General features: G+C 63.8%; 14 protein-coding genes. 10 read left to right on the forward strand and 4 right to left on the reverse strand.

Features of this window, described 5'->3' with window-relative positions:
• Positions 1-22 precede the first annotated feature (22 nt).
• The 7 genes from tssF to dinB all read left to right on the forward strand — a co-directional run bounded on the left by tssF (position 23) and on the right by dinB (position 6644).
• Positions 23-1792 (forward strand): type VI secretion system baseplate subunit TssF, encoded by a 1770-nt coding sequence (tssF, locus tag ACN0X6_RS08420; RefSeq protein ID WP_417703124.1) that lies wholly within the window; start codon positions 23-25, stop codon positions 1790-1792.
• On the forward strand, positions 1756-2853 hold the full coding sequence (tssG, locus tag ACN0X6_RS08425) for a type VI secretion system baseplate subunit TssG (RefSeq protein ID WP_417703126.1): 1098 nt from the start codon (positions 1756-1758) through the stop codon (positions 2851-2853). The genes tssF and tssG overlap by 37 nt, the downstream gene beginning before the upstream one ends.
• On the forward strand, positions 2834-3385 hold the full coding sequence (tssJ, locus tag ACN0X6_RS08430) for a type VI secretion system lipoprotein TssJ (RefSeq protein WP_417703127.1): 552 nt from the start codon (positions 2834-2836) through the stop codon (positions 3383-3385). The genes tssG and tssJ overlap by 20 nt, the downstream gene beginning before the upstream one ends.
• Positions 3382-3819 (forward strand): type VI secretion system baseplate subunit TssE, encoded by a 438-nt coding sequence (gene tssE, locus ACN0X6_RS08435; protein ID WP_417703129.1) that lies wholly within the window; start codon positions 3382-3384, stop codon positions 3817-3819. Before tssJ ends, tssE begins: the two co-directional genes overlap by 4 nt.
• A complete protein-coding gene (locus ACN0X6_RS08440) occupies positions 3819-5045 on the forward strand; it encodes an OmpA family protein (RefSeq protein ID WP_417703131.1) in 1227 nt (408 codons plus the stop codon). The genes tssE and ACN0X6_RS08440 overlap by 1 nt, the downstream gene beginning before the upstream one ends.
• 55 nt (positions 5046-5100) lie before the next feature.
• On the forward strand, positions 5101-5304 hold the full coding sequence (locus tag ACN0X6_RS08445) for a hypothetical protein (protein ID WP_417703133.1): 204 nt from the start codon (positions 5101-5103) through the stop codon (positions 5302-5304).
• Between the two features lie 281 nt (positions 5305-5585).
• Positions 5586-6644: a DNA polymerase IV gene (gene dinB, locus ACN0X6_RS08450; RefSeq protein WP_417703135.1), complete on the forward strand. Its 1059-nt coding sequence runs from the start codon at positions 5586-5588 to the stop codon at positions 6642-6644.
• Positions 6645-6835: 191 nt separating this feature from the next.
• Here the strand turns inward: dinB and ACN0X6_RS08455 are convergent, their stop codons facing one another.
• The 4 genes from ACN0X6_RS08455 to ACN0X6_RS08470 are packed head-to-tail and all read right to left on the reverse strand — an operon-like array spanning position 6836 to position 11453.
• Positions 6836-7234 carry an META domain-containing protein gene (locus ACN0X6_RS08455; RefSeq protein WP_417703137.1) on the reverse strand — a complete coding sequence of 133 codons (399 nt, stop codon included), beginning with the start codon at positions 7232-7234 and terminating at the stop codon, positions 6836-6838.
• A gap of 4 nt (positions 7235-7238) precedes the next feature.
• Positions 7239-7670, reverse strand: coding sequence for a hypothetical protein (locus ACN0X6_RS08460; protein ID WP_417703139.1), 432 nt, complete (start codon positions 7668-7670; stop codon positions 7239-7241).
• A 27-nt stretch (positions 7671-7697) separates the two neighbouring features.
• On the reverse strand, positions 7698-8693 hold the full coding sequence (locus ACN0X6_RS08465; protein ID WP_417703141.1) for a 2-hydroxyacid dehydrogenase: 996 nt from the start codon (positions 8691-8693) through the stop codon (positions 7698-7700).
• Positions 8694-8702: 9 nt separating this feature from the next.
• Complete coding sequence (locus ACN0X6_RS08470; RefSeq protein ID WP_417703143.1) at positions 8703-11453, reverse strand: response regulator; 2751 nt, start codon at positions 11451-11453, stop codon at positions 8703-8705.
• A 119-nt stretch (positions 11454-11572) separates the two neighbouring features.
• On the opposite strand from ACN0X6_RS08470, the gene ACN0X6_RS08475 reads away from it, so the two are divergent.
• The 3 genes from ACN0X6_RS08475 to ACN0X6_RS08485 all read left to right on the forward strand — a co-directional run bounded on the left by ACN0X6_RS08475 (position 11573) and on the right by ACN0X6_RS08485 (position 16031).
• Positions 11573-12283, forward strand: coding sequence for a response regulator transcription factor (locus ACN0X6_RS08475; protein WP_417703145.1), 711 nt, complete (start codon positions 11573-11575; stop codon positions 12281-12283).
• Positions 12280-13617 (forward strand): histidine kinase sensor domain-containing protein, encoded by a 1338-nt coding sequence (locus ACN0X6_RS08480; RefSeq protein WP_417703147.1) that lies wholly within the window; start codon positions 12280-12282, stop codon positions 13615-13617. Before ACN0X6_RS08475 ends, ACN0X6_RS08480 begins: the two co-directional genes overlap by 4 nt.
• 329 nt (positions 13618-13946) lie before the next feature.
• A complete protein-coding gene (locus ACN0X6_RS08485; protein WP_417703149.1) occupies positions 13947-16031 on the forward strand; it encodes a TonB-dependent receptor domain-containing protein in 2085 nt (694 codons plus the stop codon).
• Positions 16032-16074: the final 43 nt, after the last annotated feature.

Consider the following 16074-nt stretch of genomic DNA (forward strand, 5'->3'; position numbering starts at 1 on the left):
TTTTACCTTTTGGAGTTCAGTGGTGAGCATGGACAATCTGACGTTGCGCTATTTCGATGCGGAAATGCGCTACCTGCGTGAGGCGGGCAAGGAGTTTGCCGAGGCGTTCCCGGATCGGGCGGCGCAGCTCAACCTGGATAAGGCCGGTGCGCGCGATCCTTATGTGGAGCGGCTGTTCGAAGGCTTCGCCTTCCTCATGGGACGCCTGCGCGAGAAGCTCGACGACGACCTGCCGGAGCTGACCGAGGGCCTGGTGAGCCTGCTGTGGCCGCACTATCTGCGCACCATCCCCTCGCTGTCGGTGGTCGAACTGGTGCCGGACATTCGCGAGATGAAGCGCTGCGAAATCGTCCCCAAGGGTTTCGAAGTCCTGTCGCAGCCGGTAGGCCCCAAACGGACACGCTGCCGCTATACCACCACCCAGGACGTGGCGCTGAACCCGATGAGCATCGAGTCGCTGCGCGTGACCAGCGAGCCGGACGGGCGCTCGGTATTGCGCCTGCGCTTCGCCTGCAGCCCCTTGTCGGACTGGTCGTTGAACGACCTCAGCCGCCTGCCGTTGTACCTCAATGCCGATGGTCCGCTGGCCTGCGCGCTGCACCGTGCGTTGACGCTCAATGCCCAGACACTCTACGTGCGGATGCCGGGCCAGACCGACCGCGTGCAGCTCGATGGCCATTTCTCGCCCAAGGGCTTTGCTGATGATGACCGGCTGTGGCCCAAGGGCGACAGTGCCTTCAGCGGTTACCAGTTGCTGCTGGAGTACTTCACCTTCCGCGAGAAATTCATGTTCGTCACGCTCTGCGGTCTGGAGCAAATGCCCGTCGTGCCGGAGCTGTCAGGCTTCGAGTTGGACGTGGTGCTGAGTGAGCAGTGGCCGCATGAATTCGTGGTGACGGCCGAACATCTTCGACTCCACGCCGTGCCGGTGATCAACCTGTTCGTCCTGGAATCCGACCCGCTGACGCTGTTGCCGCTGCAGACCGACTATCTGTTGCGGCCGATGCGCCTGCAGGATGGCCACACCGAGATCTATTCGGTGGACAGCGTCTCGTCCTCCAGGCACACGACCCAGCGCGACTACGTGCCCTTCAGCAGTTTCCGCCACAAGGGCGGCATGCTGCGCGATGAGGCGCCGGAGCGTTACTTCCACACGCGGATGAAGCGCGGTGCCAATGGCATGCACGACACCTGGCTGATACTCGGTGGTGAAGGGTTCGATGCCGATCGCCTGAGCGAGACCGAGAGTCTGTCCCTGCGTCTGACCGGCACCAACGGCCAACTCCCGCGCAAGGCACTGCAGAGCACCTTGCTGGACTCATTGGTGAAGTCGCCGCTGGCCGGTCTGAAGGTGCGCAACCTCTGTGCGCCGACGCTGCCGTGCTACCCGCCCAACCAGGACCGATTCCACTGGCGGGTATTGAGCCACCTGGGCTCGAACTTCCTGCCCATGCTGGACAACGCCGAAGTGCTGCGCGGCACCCTGGCGCTCTACGACTGGACTCACAGCGAACTGAATCGCCGGCGCCTGGCGGCCATCGTCGAGGTGCGCCATCACCTGATCCAGCGCTTCGAAAAGGGCTTCCTGCTGCGCGGCGTGGACGTCGAGGTAACGCTGGACGCCAACGGCTTCAGCGGCGAAGGCGACATCAGCCTGTTCGGCGAGATGCTCAATCGCTTCTTCGCCCTGTATGCCGATATCCATCTGTTCAACCAGCTCACGCTGATCCTGCAACCCACCGGAAAGTGCCTGCGATGGAACGAGAACCACAGTCAGCGTATTCCAGGCTGAAGGCCAGCGGCCTGCTGGAGGCCGTGGCGGGGCGTATTTCCGAAGCCAATCTGTACCGCTTCTGCCAGTTGCTGGAAGCGGCGGCACCGGACAATCCACCGCTGGGCACCACGACTCGCCCCAGTGACGATGCTGTGCGCTTTCGTCCGCACCCTGGCATGGGGTTCCCCGCCGGCGAGCTGAAGGCCATCGAGTACGACGAGGAGCAGCCACAACGTCCGCCGACGGTGCGCACGCGCTTGCTCGGTCTGTACGGGGTCGACTCGCCACTGCCGACGGCCTACCTGGACGACATCGCCCAGCGTCGCGAGGGGCATGAGGCACTGGAGGCCTTCCTCGACATCTTCAACCACCGCATCTTCACCCAGTTCTACCGGATCTGGCGCAAGTACTCCTACCCGGCCACCTTCGAGGCGGGCGGCACTGACAAGACCTCGCAATGCCTGCTGGGCCTGATCGGCCTGGGCATCCCGGGAACGGCGAACCATGTCGCCACGCCGGTTTCGCGCTTCCTGGCCCTGCTCAGCGTGATGCGCCTGCCTACACGAAATGCCGAGGGCATCGGTGCCCTGGTGACGTTGTTGGCGGCGAACACCCAGGTACGGGTAACGCCGCACTGGCCACGCAAGGTGCTGCTGGCTCAGCCGGCCCGTCTGTCGCGGGAAAACCCGGTCAGCCTCTGCCAGGGCACGCCATTGGGAGCCATGGGCGTGGATGCCAACAGCCAGGTGCGGCTGGAGCTGATCACCGAGGACCTCACCGAGGCCCAGGGTTGGTTGCCAGGGCGACAGCTGCACACCGACCTGTTGGTGCTCCTGCGCGTTTACCTGGGCTGGCGTTGCACCGCCAAGCTTGTGCTCACCTTGCCGCTGAAATGCCTGCCCAAACCGGTGCTGGGCGGTCCACCGGTATGGCTGGGGCTGACCGGCCTGCTGGGCCTGGGTCCTGACCATCCAGACCGTGCCGATCAGCCGGGCATCACCATCAACCTCGGCCGCTACCAGGGATTGACCGAGAACACCAAAACCAGGGAGACACAGCATGTCGCGTATCGGATCTAAGACGCCACTGGCCGTCGTGGCGCTTGCTTGCATGCTCGGCGGCTGCGGGCTGACGCAGCGCGCTGTGGATGGGGGCAGCGCTGTTGCGCAGGGCATTTTCTACAAGCAGGTCAAGGTCCTGCACCTGGACCTGAATGGCCGGGCGGCACTCAATACCGACAGCACCGACATGTCCGGCCTGTCGGTCTCGACGCTGGTGCGCGTCTACCAACTGAAGGCGCGCAAATCCCTCGACTCGGCGGACTACCAGGGCTTGCTCGACCAGGGCGATAGCGTCCTGGGTGCAGACCTGCTGGATTCGCAGCGGCTGCTGGTGAAGCCCGATGAGGGGGCACAACTGAACGTGCCACTGTCTGCAGATGCGCAGTACGTCGCCGTGGTCGCACTGTTCCGTTCACCGGAGATGCACAAGGATACCTGGCGCGTCGTACTGGCCCGCGAGGACCTGGATCCGGACCAGCCACGGGTGATCGAGCTGGGCGACAACGCGCTGAACCTGGTGCCATTGCCGAAAAAGGATTCCTGGTGGTGAGTGAACAGAATCCGTCGCTCTACGAATTGTTGCTGCAGAACTTCACCGGCGAGCTCGATCTGCATCGCGTACGGGAGGAGGACCAGGTTCTGCTGTCGGTGCTGGATAACCTGCAGCGCATCCTCAACTGCCTCGCCGGCACCCTCAGTCATCTACCGGACTATGGGTTGCCGGACATGAGCCTGATCCTGCACGGGATGCCCGGTAGCGCCCACGGGCTGATGGGCACCATGACCAAGATGCTGCTCAAGTACGAGCCACGTGTGGCCAAGGTCGATATCGAATTGCTCCCGCAAGTCCTTCCCGGTCACCTGGAATACAGCGTTGCAGTGGAGCTGCACGACGGCATGTGCGCGACCTTCGGTGCGACGCTTGCCCCGGAGGGCAAGGTGCTGATGCGCCACCTGAAGCAACGCGAGTACCTGGCGCCGTGATGACAGCACCGCTGCTCATGAAAGGGGTCAGCATGTCGATGCTGACAGAGGAAACCCTGCGCCTTGGCGGTGACCCCAGCCAAGGTGCCGAGTTCATCACGCTGGGCGGGGAACTCGCCAAGCTGAATCATCCTGCATGCCCCGATGTGGATTGGGCACGTGTGCAGCAGCTGGCCATCGGGCTGTTTCGCGAGAACGGAGTGGAGCTGCAATCGGCCGCCGCCTTCGCTCTGGCTCATTCGCACCTTCACGGACTCGCCGGTATGGGCGATGCGCTGTGTTTGCTCAATCGGCTGCTGGCCCAGGGCTGGGAGCGCCTGTGGCCCCCCGCACTGCCGGCTCGCCTGGAGATACTGGCCTGGCTGTTCACCCAACTGCAGCCGCTGTTTCGACAACAGGAACTGACCCGTGCCCGGTTGCCGGAACTCAGCCGGCTTGATGATGAGTTGCGTCAGCTGAGTGAGCGACTGCAGATGCAGGTTCAGGTGCCGCTGGTGCCTTTGCAGGCCTTGTGCAAACAGTTGCAGGGTGCGTTACAGCGATTGACAAGTGATGTCACAGAGGGAGCGCCACCCCTGGCAGCGCCGGCAGATGAGGCGGTGGCCGTCACTCGCAGGCCTGTGGGCGCGAGTTCAGCGCCGGCCTTTATCGTGCTCAAGCTGGATGCCACGGAGCCAGCAGCCGGACCCGTTGCACAGCCTGCGCTGAGGTCGTTATGGCTTTGGCTACTGGTGCTGATGATCCTGCTGGCCGGGCTGTTCGGGTGGTGGGTAAAAGGGAGCACGAGCGCCCAGATAGAGTGGCTGTCGCCTGCGGTGTTTTCAGCGACGGCGCCTGCGCAGCAAGCCAAAAACCTCACGCACCTCGACAACCAGGTACTGTTTCCGCCGGGCCGCGCCGAACTCAAACCCGAGTCGACCAAAGTCCTGGTCAACAGCCTGATCGACATCAAGGCGCAACCGGGTTGGTTGATTGTCATCAGCGGGCACAGCGACGCCTCTGGCGATCCAGAACGCAACCGCGTGTTGTCACGGCAGAGGGCCGAGGCCGTAAAACAGTGGATGCAACGCGTGGGCGACATCCCCGACAGCTGCTTTGTCACTCAGGGCAAAGGCGCTGAACAGCCGATTGCGGATAACCAAACCGAGAGTGGACGCCGCAGCAATCGGCGTGTCGACATTCAACTGGTGCCGTCGCTGGGCGCCTGTACCTCGCCAGTGCATTGAGGCGATCATTCTCACATTCGTGACCTGCAGCCGTGCGCCGATCAGTGAGGTTTGAGTGGTTGGCCGGCGGCTGACTGCGCGCCTGGGCGAGCTGAGTATCAAGACCGCTGCCGACCTGGGCGCGGCGGACGGGCTGAAACAGGTCTGCCGTCCCGGCTTCGCCTGCAGCCAGACCGAGGTGCTGCAGCTCGATCCCTGCCAGCGCGGCGAGTACGCCGACGATCCGTGCGCACCGCCCAGATGCAAGGCGCCCGCCTGATCATGGTGGTGCTCGATGCCGTGAACGCGAAGTGGGGCAGGGCAACCCTGCGCCCAGCCGTGGCAGCGCCGACGCCTGGGTGAGGGATGAAGCCGGAGACGACGAGCCGGAGTTTTACGACGGATGTCGATGCTCTCCGGTCTGTGGGCGGGTAACATGGGGCGCCGTTCGTCGGTTGATTGGCGGCTGAGGTCCGGCAAGTCCAGGCGGCATGCAGCGTGAGAAAGAGCGGGTATCGATAGGCAGTTTTCTTTGTTAATGACCTTTAAAATCAATACGTTATGAAGCAAAGAAAAATCATCCACGTCGACTGCGACTGCTTTTACGCCGCCATCGAGATGCGTGACGACCCGAGCCTGGCCGGTCGTCCGCTGGCCGTGGGCGGTTCGGCCGAGCGGCGTGGGGTGATTGCCACCTGCAACTACGAGGCGCGCGCCTATGGTGTGCGTTCGGCGATGTCGTCGCGGCATGCGCTGAAACTGTGCCCGGATCTTCTGATTGTCAAACCGCGCTTCGAGGTCTACCGCTCGGTCTCTCGTGACATTCACGGCATCTTCCGCCAGTTCACCGACCTGATCGAGCCGCTGTCGCTGGATGAGGCCTATCTGGATGTCAGCGACTCGCCGCATTTCGCCGGCAGCGCCACGCGCATTGCCCAGGACATTCGCCGTCGTGTGGCGCAGGAGCTGCACATCACCGTGTCGGCTGGCGTCGCGCCGAACAAGTTTTTGGCCAAGATCGCCAGCGATTGGCGCAAACCCAACGGGTTGTTCGTGATTACCCCGGATCAGGTCGACGCTTTCGTGGCTGATTTGCCGGTGAACAAGCTGCATGGTGTCGGCAAGGTCACGGCGGACAAGCTGACGCGCTTAGGGATTCGCACCTGCCTGGATCTGCGCGGCTGGAACAAGCTGACGCTGGTGCGCGAGTTCGGCAGTTTCGGCGAGCGCCTGTGGCGCCTGGCCCACGGCATCGACGAACGTGCCGTGCAGGTGGACAGCCGCCGCCAGTCACTGAGCGTGGAGAACACCTACGATCAGGATCTGCCGGATCTGCAGAGCTGCCTGGAGAAACTGCCGGCGCTGCTCGAGGAGATGAACGGCCGCCTGCAGCGTCTGGACGCCAGCTATCGACCGGACAAGCCTTTCGTCAAAGTGAAGTTTCATGATTTCACCCAGACCACCCTGGAGCAGGCGGGGGCCAGTCGGGATCTGGAAAGCTATCGGCTGTTGCTGAGCAACGCTTTCGCCCGCGGCGACAAGCCGGTGCGCCTGCTCGGGGTGGGCGTCAGGCTGCACGATCTGCGCGGCCGGCAGGAGCAGCTGGAGCTGTTTGCGTAGCCCGGATGAAATCCGGGAGCTCTTTGCGCGCTATCTGTTGATGCTCCGCTCTGACCTTTATAGGAGTGACCGAGCGGCACACTGCTTCAGGCGCGAATTTCGCGGATAAATCCGCTCCTACAACCCTGTGCAACAGCCAACTCGATCATGGCTTTCGGGCAACCGCCCCGGATTGCATCCGGGCTACGCCGTCATTGCGGCCAGAGGCGAATCGGCTTGCCGCTGGCCGGCCACAGCTGCAGCTGGCCGATGTCGTTGAAGTCCCAGCGCTGCACTTCAGTCAAGGCCGCGAGGAAGCGCTGCTCCTGCTCCATCAACGAGGGTGCGCACATCTTGCGGGTGCTGCCCGGGGGTTCGAAACGGACGGCGTCATCTTTCAGCGTGTAGCCGGCGAACCAGTGGTTGCAGCCGGCATGCCCGTGAGCGCGACCGTCAGCGGCAAAGGTGATGGTCAGGTGGCTGCGGTCGATCAGTGGGCGTTCGCCGATCCATTCCACCTGGTAGCTGCGTTCGGTTTCCAGCTGCGGGGCGTCGCTGGCGCAGCCGACCAAAGTGGCGGCGAGCAGGGCGAGGGGCAGGGTGCGGTACATGGTGTCAGGCCTCCTGGCAGGTGCGGCATAGGTGACGGCCGGCGTCGTTGCGCCAGCCCAGTTCGGCGATACGCGCCTCGGCAGCCGGAGCATGTGCGGCCTTGCCGAGCGCGGCATCGACGGCGAATTCGAAATCCAGCTGCTTGCCGCAACCGTCACAGTTCACCTGCCAGTTGTGAATGGCCAGTTCCTTGAACTGCGGGCCCTTGCACACGGCCAGCCATTGGCCGGGCGGGTTGATCAGGTGACGAACCTTCTCCACCTCCAGGCGCATGTGCAGGTCGCGGCTGCCCTTGAGGGTGACCAGCAGCACGTCGTTGGCCTTGATCGAGCCACCGTTGCCGGTGACCTGGTAGCGACCCGGTGTCAGTGCGCGGCACTCGGTGAGGGTGTGTTGCGGGTTGAGCAGGGAATAACGGAAATCGTGTTCGGCCATGGGTCCTCCAGATCAGCCGGCATGCTATCACGCGCCGGCCCTGACCTCATTGCCCGGCTGGCCGGCGAGCCAGGCGGCGATGTTGTCCAGCGTGGTGCGGGCGATGGCGTCGAGCGCTTCGTGGGTGAGAAAGGCCTGGTGCGCGGTGACGATGACGTTGGGAAAGCTCAGCAGGCGAGCCAGGGTGTCGTCCTGCAGTGGCAGGTCGGAGTGATCCTCGAAGAACAGCTCCGATTCCTCCTCGTAGACATCCAGGCCCAGGTAGCCGAGTTGGCCGCTTTTCAGGGCCTTGATCAATGCGGGGGCGTCGACCAGCGCGCCGCGGCCGGTGTTGATCAGCATCGCGCCAGGTTTCATCCGAGCCAGGCGTGCGGCGTCTATCAGGTGGTAGCTGTCGTCGGTCAGCGGGCAGTGCAGGCTGAGGATGTCGCTGCTGGCGATCACCTCTTCGAGTGGTGCCTGGCGTGCGCCGAGTTCACCGAGCCCGGTCAGCGGGAACGGATCGTGGATCAGCACCTGACAGCCGAAGCCGTGCATGATGCGGGCGAATACCTGGCCGATCTTGCCACCGCCAACCACGCCGACGGTCTTGCCATGCAAGTCGAAGCCGGTCAGGCCATGCAGGGAAAAATCCCCCTCGCGGGTGCGGTTGAACGCGCGGTGGATGCGCCTGTTCAGGGCCAGTACCAGGGCCACGGCGTGTTCGGCCACGGCATGCGGTGAGTAGGCCGGCACGCGGACCACCGGCAGACCGAGGCGCTGCGCCGCCAGCAGATCGACATGGTTGTAGCCGGCCGAGCGCAAGGCGATCAGGCGCGTGCCGCCAGCGGCCAGTTGTTCCAGTACCGGCGCCGACAGGTCGTCGTTGATGAAGGCGCAGACCACGTCGCTGCCCGTGGCCAGGGCCACGCTGTCGCGGGTCAGGCGCGCTTCATGATACTGCAGGTGCCAATCGGACGAGCCGTTGACCGCCAGGAAGGATTCGCGGTCATAGGGTTTGCTGCTGAACAGGCAGATACGCATGGCAGGTCCTCAGGCGCTTTGTGCCGCCGCTTCGGTCAGGCGCTCGATCGCTGCGTCCAGTTCGTCCAGGGCGCGCTGGGCCTCGGGGTCGTCCTGCTTGAGCAGTGTCTCGCTGCGTTGGCAGGCCATGCGCAGTTGCGGTACCCCGCAGTAGCGCGTGGCACCGTGCAGGCGATGAACCCGCTCGATCAGTGTGGTGCGCTCGCCGGCATCGCGTGCCTGGCGGATGGCCTGGCGGTCACCGGGCAGGCCAACCAGCAGCATGCTCAGCATGTCCGCCGCCAGGTCGGCTTTGCCTGCAGCCAGGCGCAGGCCTTCCTCGGCGTCGAGCACCTTGGGCTGCGATTGCGGCGCAGCAGCCGGGGCGACCCTGGGGCTGGGCTGGTTGCGCAGATTCAGCCCCGTCCACTTGAGCACCACCTGGGCCAGTTGGCGTTCGTTGATCGGCTTGGTCAGGTAGTCGTCCATGCCGCTCTGCAGCAGTGCGCGCTTCTCGTTGGCCAGGGCGTGAGCGGTGAGGGCGATGATCGGTGTGGCGCCACGACCCTGTTCGCTTTCCCACTGGCGAATCGCTTCGGTGGCTTCGCGGCCATCCATGCCAGGCATCTGCACGTCCATGAATACCAGGTCGAAGCTGTCGCGCTGTACCGCTTCTATGGCCGCGTAGCCGCTGTCCACGGCGGTAACCTGAGCACCGAGGTCATCGAGCAGGGTTTGCACCAGCAGCAGGTTGGCGGGGTTGTCGTCGGCGCAGAGGATGTGCGGCCGACGCGTGTTGCTGATGGTGAGCGACTCGCTGGCCGGGCGTTGCGGGCTGACCAGCTCCACCAGCGCCTTGTACAGTTTGCGTGTGCAGGGGGGCTTGGCCTGGAGCTGGGCGTAGGCATCGGGCAGCGATTCGTGAAACAGCCCCAGTTCGGTGGTCGGGCACAGCACCAGGGCCTTGCAGCCGAGCCGCTCGAGCTCCTGGATGCGTTGGCCGAGGGTGTCGGGTGGTAGCTGGCTGGCGGTGATGCCAAGAACAGCCAGGCTCAGCGGTTGTTCGTGGTTCTGCTGCTGCTTCACTGCCTCGAAGAGCTGGCCGGGGTCGGCGAAGCTTTCCACCTCCAGGCCGCAGTCTTCGAGTTGATGGGTCAGCGCCTGGCGTGCCAGCTCGTGGCTTTCCAGCACGGCCGCGCGGCGGCCCTGGAAGACGGCACGTGGCAGGTCTTCGGCGTCGTCGCGGGCCTTGGGCAGGGTCAGGGTGACCCAGAATTCGGAGCCTTCGCCCGGCGTGCTGTCGACGCCGATCTCGCCGCCCATCTGCTCGATCAGGCGTTTGGAAATCACCAGGCCGAGGCCGGTGCCGCCGGCCTGGCGGCTGAGCGAGTTGTCGGCCTGGCTGAAGGCCTGGAACAGCGCACGCAGGTCCTCATCCGACAGGCCGATACCGGTGTCCATCACGCTGATGCGCAGTTGCGCGCTGTCGGCACTTTCGTCCTCGACCATGGCGCGCATGACGATGGTGCCTTCGCGGGTGAACTTGATCGCATTGCTGACCAGGTTGGTCAGTACCTGCTTCAGGCGCAACGGATCACCGCGCAGGGCCAGCGGGGTGTCGCGGTAGATCAGGCTGACCAGCTCCAGCTCTTTCTCGTGGGCAGCCGGGGCGAGGATGGTCAGGGTGTCCTGCAGCAGATCGCGCAGGTTGAAGGGGATGGATTCGAGCATCAGCTTGCCGGCTTCGATCTTGGAGAAGTCGAGCACCTCGTTGATGATGCCAAGCAGGCTGTCGGCGGATTTCTCGATGGTCGACAGGTAATCCTGCTGGCGCGGGCTGAGCTCGCTCTTCTGCAGCAGGTTGGTGAAGCCGAGGATGCCGTTGAGCGGGGTGCGGATCTCGTGGCTCATGTTGGCCAGGAACTCGGACTTGATGCGGCTGGCTTCAAGGGCCTCCTTGCGCGCGAAGTCCAGCTCGATATTCTGGATCTCGATGGTTTCCAGGTTCTGCCGCACGTCCTCGGTGGCCTGTTCGATACTGTGCTGGAGTTCTTCCTGCGCGTTCTGCAGGGCTTCGGCCATGCGGTTGATGCCGGCGGCCAGCTCGTCCATCTCATGGCTGCCCAGCGGTGGCAGACGGGTTTCCAGATGGCCGTCCTTGAGCTGGGCGACACCGGCCTTGATCGCGCGCAGTGGCTCGTTGATGCTGCGGCCCATGCGCAGGGCGAGCAGGGCGGTGACGGCAAGGCCGCCGGCGATCAGCAGCAGGCTGGCGAACAGGCTGCGGTAGCCGCTGAGCAAGGTGCCCTGATGCGAAAGCTCCAGCTCGACCCAGCCGAGCAGTTCCGGCTGGCGGTCTTCGGCGAGGTCGTCGCTGAGCACCAGGTGCTGGTCGTAGATCGGTAGCAGAAAACGCGTGGCGTCCTGGCCGCTGAGCAGGCTGACGCCCGCCTGAGCGCCGGGTGATGGGTTGAGCATGCTGGGCCCGGCGTGTGCCAGTGACGTGCGTTCAGGCGTAAGAAAACCCACCGCACGCACATCCGGGTGCTCCAGTGTCTGCTGCGCGATGCGCTCGAGTTTTGTCAGGGCGTTCTGTTCCAGCGCGGGGGCCGCCAGGGGCGCCAGGTGTTCGATCAGCATCTCGCCGCGCTGCAGCAACTGCGTCTGCAAACCGGACAGCTGCACCCAGGTGAAATAACCACCCAGCACCAGCGCCAGCAGGCTGGTGGGGAACAGGGTGAGCAGCAGCACGCGGCCTTTGATGCCTAGATCCTTGAACACGACGTTCCTCCTTAATGACGTTCCGGCAGTGTAGCGATTCGGCGCGCCGGAATCTGTAGGTGAGCGATTGTCGTTTAGTAGGTAGAATTGTTCTCATTCTGCCTCGTCGGTTTCTCTCCATGAATGCCAGCTCTTGTTCTGCAACCCGAATCCTCGCTGTCGAGGACGACCCGCTGCTTGCCAGTCACCTGCAAGCTCACCTGATGGCCCGTGGTTTCGACGTGACCCTCAGCCATGACGGCAGCGATGGGTTGCGCTTGGCTGAGAACGAGGATTTCGATCTGATCCTGATGGATATCCTGCTGCCCGGCACCAATGGCCTGGTGGCGCTGCAGCAATTGCGCCAGCGCCGCAGTGTGCCGGTTCTGCTGATGTCTGCGCTGGGCGATGAACAGAATCGCATCGCCGGTTTCAGTCAGGGCGCCGACGATTATCTGCCCAAGCCCTTCAGTCTCGGCGAACTGAGCGTGCGCGTGGATGCGATCCTGCGGCGTGTCGCCTATGAGCGCCGCGAGCCGCAGTCGAGTGCCGAGGGCAACGGTTTGCAGTTCGACGAGGGACGCAGCGATGTGGCCTTCCGTGGTGACTGGGTCGGCCTGACGCCCAGCGAATACCGGGTGCTGGAGCTGCTCTGGCGACACAAGGACGAGGCGTTGAGCAAGCCCTTCCTTTATCAGCAGGCGCTGCGCCGCGCCTATGCCCAGCATGACCGTAGCCTGGACATGCACGTCAGCCATATCCGTCGTAAATTGCAGGCCGTCGGCTACGAGGCGACGCGTGTCGATACCGTCTGGGGCAAGGGCTACATCCTGACGCAGGCCGGGGCATGAACCTGCCGGGGCGACATTCGCTGCTCTGGCGGCTGGCCGGAGCGCTTGCACTGTTTTGCCTGTTGCTGGTCAGTCTGCATGTGGATGTCGGCCGCGTGCTGATCGATGCCACGTCCTATCTGCCCGAGTCCACCCGGCAGACGCTCGAAGGCTATGCCCGGGAGGCGGAAACAGCGTGGCGCGAGGAGGGTGCAGCGGGCGTCGATGCCTTCGTCCAGCGGCTGCAGGAACGTGAGCAGGTCTGGGCCGTGGTGGTCGATCAGCACAAGGATTCGCTGTCCTCGCAAGCCTTGACCGCCGAACAGGCGCAGCGCCTCGATTTCGTGCGCAGGCTGGAGTTCCCGGTAGGACGGCCAGGCGGCACGCCGACCTTTTACATTCCGTTCAGCGACGGCAATGCTCGGCTGGTCATGGAGTTGCCGCAGCGGTTGAACCCGCGCAAGTACAACGCGCTATGGGAGTTGCTGCTGCAGCGCGTGCTGCCGGCCGTGCTGGCTGTGCTGGTGGCCGTTCTGCTGTATCGCCTGCTGATCGCGCCGCTGGCGATCCTCCGGCGTCAGGCCGCGGCACTCAGCGCAGGCGACCTGTCCGCCCGGCTCGGGCCGCAGGTGACGCAGCGCAAGGATGAGCTGGGAGAGCTGGCACGAACCTTCGATCACATGGCCGAGCGCCTGCAGGGCACCGTGGCATTCCAGCGCCAGCTGCTGCGCGACCTGTCCCATGAGCTGCGCACGCCCTTGGCCCGCTTGCGTGTGGCGGGGGAGAGCGAGCAGGACGTCGAGGCCCTGCGGCAGCGTCTGGCTCGTGAAGTCGAGGAAATGGAAAAGCTGGTCGGCGATGCCTTGGAGCTGGTCTGGCTGGACACCGAACGGCCCAGCTTGCCGCTGGAAGAGGTGGACATCGTCAGGCTCTGGGATGTGCTGCGCGAGAACGCCGGCTTCGAGACCGGCTGGCCCATCGAGCGCATGCCCTGCGAGCTGCCGGCCGATTGCCGGGTGCTGGGCAATCTCAACGGCCTGGCGCAGGCGCTGGAGAACATCCTGCGCAATGCCATTCGCCACTCGCCTGAAGGCGCAGTGGTGCGCCTGGGCGGACAGCGCGACGCTGGGCAATGGCTGTTGTGGATCGAGGATCAGGGGCCGGGTGTCGCCGAGAGCGAGCTTGAGACCATCTTCCGTCCGTTCACCCGCCTTAGTGCGGCCCGTCCGGGGGGGGACGGCTTCGGCCTGGGGCTGGCCATTGCGCGCAGCATGATCGCGACTCAGGGCGGGCATCTGTGGGCGGAGAATGCACGGCCCGGTCTGCGGCTGAAGCTGCGGCTGCAAAGTGTATAGTTCGTAAATTAGATTTACTCTCAAATGTAAATTCTTACTATTTGCGTCTGACCCGACAGGGCCGGCAAGTAGTAGCGCTTCTTTTTCTTCCTAGTGCTCGCTCTCGATGGCGTGTTGTCCATCCGAGGCTTTGCCACGGCCCTTTCGATCTCGGCCATTGCATGCCGGCTGCTTCCGCTGACCAAGGCGGAGCGTGTCGCCGACGTTCCGAGATGGGTCAGCCAGCGAAGCCTAAGTCCGGGGGAGTGCAGGGTTCGAGTGCCTGTGCAGGATGGCCGCTGGAAACAAGCCGACAACTCGATTTACCTTGATCACTGGGAGCAATCCACATGTCACTCAACCAGCGACGTCTCGCTGCATCGTCTCGGCCTCGATTCAACAAAACCCTGCTGGCTGTCACGCTGGCCTCGCTGGCCTGTTCGGCGGGTGCCGACGAGAAGGCCGAGCAACTGGAGCTTGGGGCGGTGGTGGTCACCGCCACAGGCTTCGAGCAAAGCGTCAAGGATGCTCCCGCCGCCATCACGGTCATCTCCGCAGAAGAACTGAAGAAGCGCTCCTATAGCGATATCACTGACGCGCTGAAGAACGTGGCCGGGGTGCAGATTGCCGGTGGCGGCGTGGAGCGCTCGATCCAGATTCGCGGCATGACCTCGGGCTATACGCTGTTTCTGATCGATGGGCGGCCGCTGCAGGGCAACGATTCGTTCGGCCTCAACGGTACCCAGAACGGCACGCCGATCAACTTCCTGCCGCCCATCGAGGCGATCGAGCGCATCGAGGTCATTCGTGGCCCGGCGTCGTCCCTGTATGGCTCCGATGCCATGGGCGGGGTGATCAACGTCATCACCAAGAAAATTCGCAACGAGTTCGCCGGCAGCATCACTACCGAGTACAGCCTGGCCGATGGCGCCAACAAGGTGAACGAGGACGGTTATCAGACCAGTGCCTACCTGAATGCGCCGCTGATCGAGGATGTGCTGGCCCTGCAGGTCAACGGTTCCTTCCTGCACCAGGACGAGAGCCATTTCCTCGGCGGTGACGACAGCGCTGCCTCCGATCCCAGGTACAGAAGGAGCAACCTGGGCGGCAAGCTGGGCTGGAACATCGACGAGCAGAACCTGGTCACCTTCAACTACAACGAGGCGCTGCAGCGTCGTTGGGCCAATCCGGGCAAGAGCATCGACCTGGCCGACGAGCCGAGCTACAACGAGTCGATCCTCAAGACCTACGCCATCACCCACGAAGGGCGTTACGACAACCTGCTGCTGGACACCTACGTCAACTACGACACCTCGGAGAACCCGACCCGGGTCAACGCCAATACCGGCAATGGCATCGAGTACAACGTGCTGACGGCCAACACCCAGGCCACCTATTTCCTCGGCGCCCATGCACTGACCGGTGGCCTGACCCACAAGTACGAAGAGCTCAAGGACGGTGCCAGCAGCGGCCTGCGTCCGCCGGTCGTGCCGGTTGCCGATGCCGTGGTGGAAATGGACCGCTACCAGAATTCGATCTTCCTGGAAGACAACTGGGGCCTGACCGACGACCTGTCGCTGACCCTGAGTGCCCGCTACGACGACAACGAGGCGTTCGGCAGTGAAGTCAGTCCCAAGGTCTATGCCGTCTATCACCTGACCGAGAACTTCACCCTCAAGGGTGGCGTGACCTCCGGTTACAAGGCGCCCAGCCTGCGTCAGGCTGCAACCGATTTCGGCTCCAGCTCAAGGGGCGGCGTAATCATCGGCAACCCCGATTTGACGCCGGAGACCAGCCTCAACCGTGAGATCGGCATCGGTTACGAAAACGTCGACCTGGGCCTCAACACGACCCTGACGGTCTACCAGACCGACTACAAGGACAAGATCAACCGCACCGGCCGCGTCTGCCAGCCGAACGTGCCCTGCGTGTACAACGGCACCACCTACCCGGCGCACCAGTATGGCTACACCGCCTACGAGAACGTCGACGAGGCAGAGCTGAAGGGCGTGGAGTTCACCCTCGATTACCAGTTGCTCGACAACCTGATGTACCGCCACAGCTACACCTACACCAGCACGGAACAGAAGACCGGCCAGTACAAGGGCGAGCCGCTCAACGACATGGCCAAGCACATGCTCAATGTGTCGTTGGACTGGCAGGCCACGGAGAAATTGAACCTCTGGACCCAGCTCAACTACCGGGGCGAGACATCCGGTCGCTGGCAGACCGGCACCAGTGGCGCGTCCAGCAACGGCGTGACCTACCCGTCCTATACCTTCGCCGACGTCGGTCTGGTGTACAGGCCGACCAGGGACCTCAGTCTGAAGTTCGGCGTGTACAACGTCACCAACAAGGAAGTCACCACCGAGGATGACTATGCCTACAACCTCGATGGCAGGCGGTACGTGTTCGGCCTGACGCAGAACTTCTGATCCGCAGCGCCTTAACCAGGCCGCCCAGGAGCCTCTCCGGGTG

Origin of the sequence: Pseudomonas sp. (genome assembly GCF_048269965.1) — a bacterium.
Lineage (GTDB): Bacteria > Pseudomonadota > Gammaproteobacteria > Pseudomonadales > Pseudomonadaceae > Aquipseudomonas.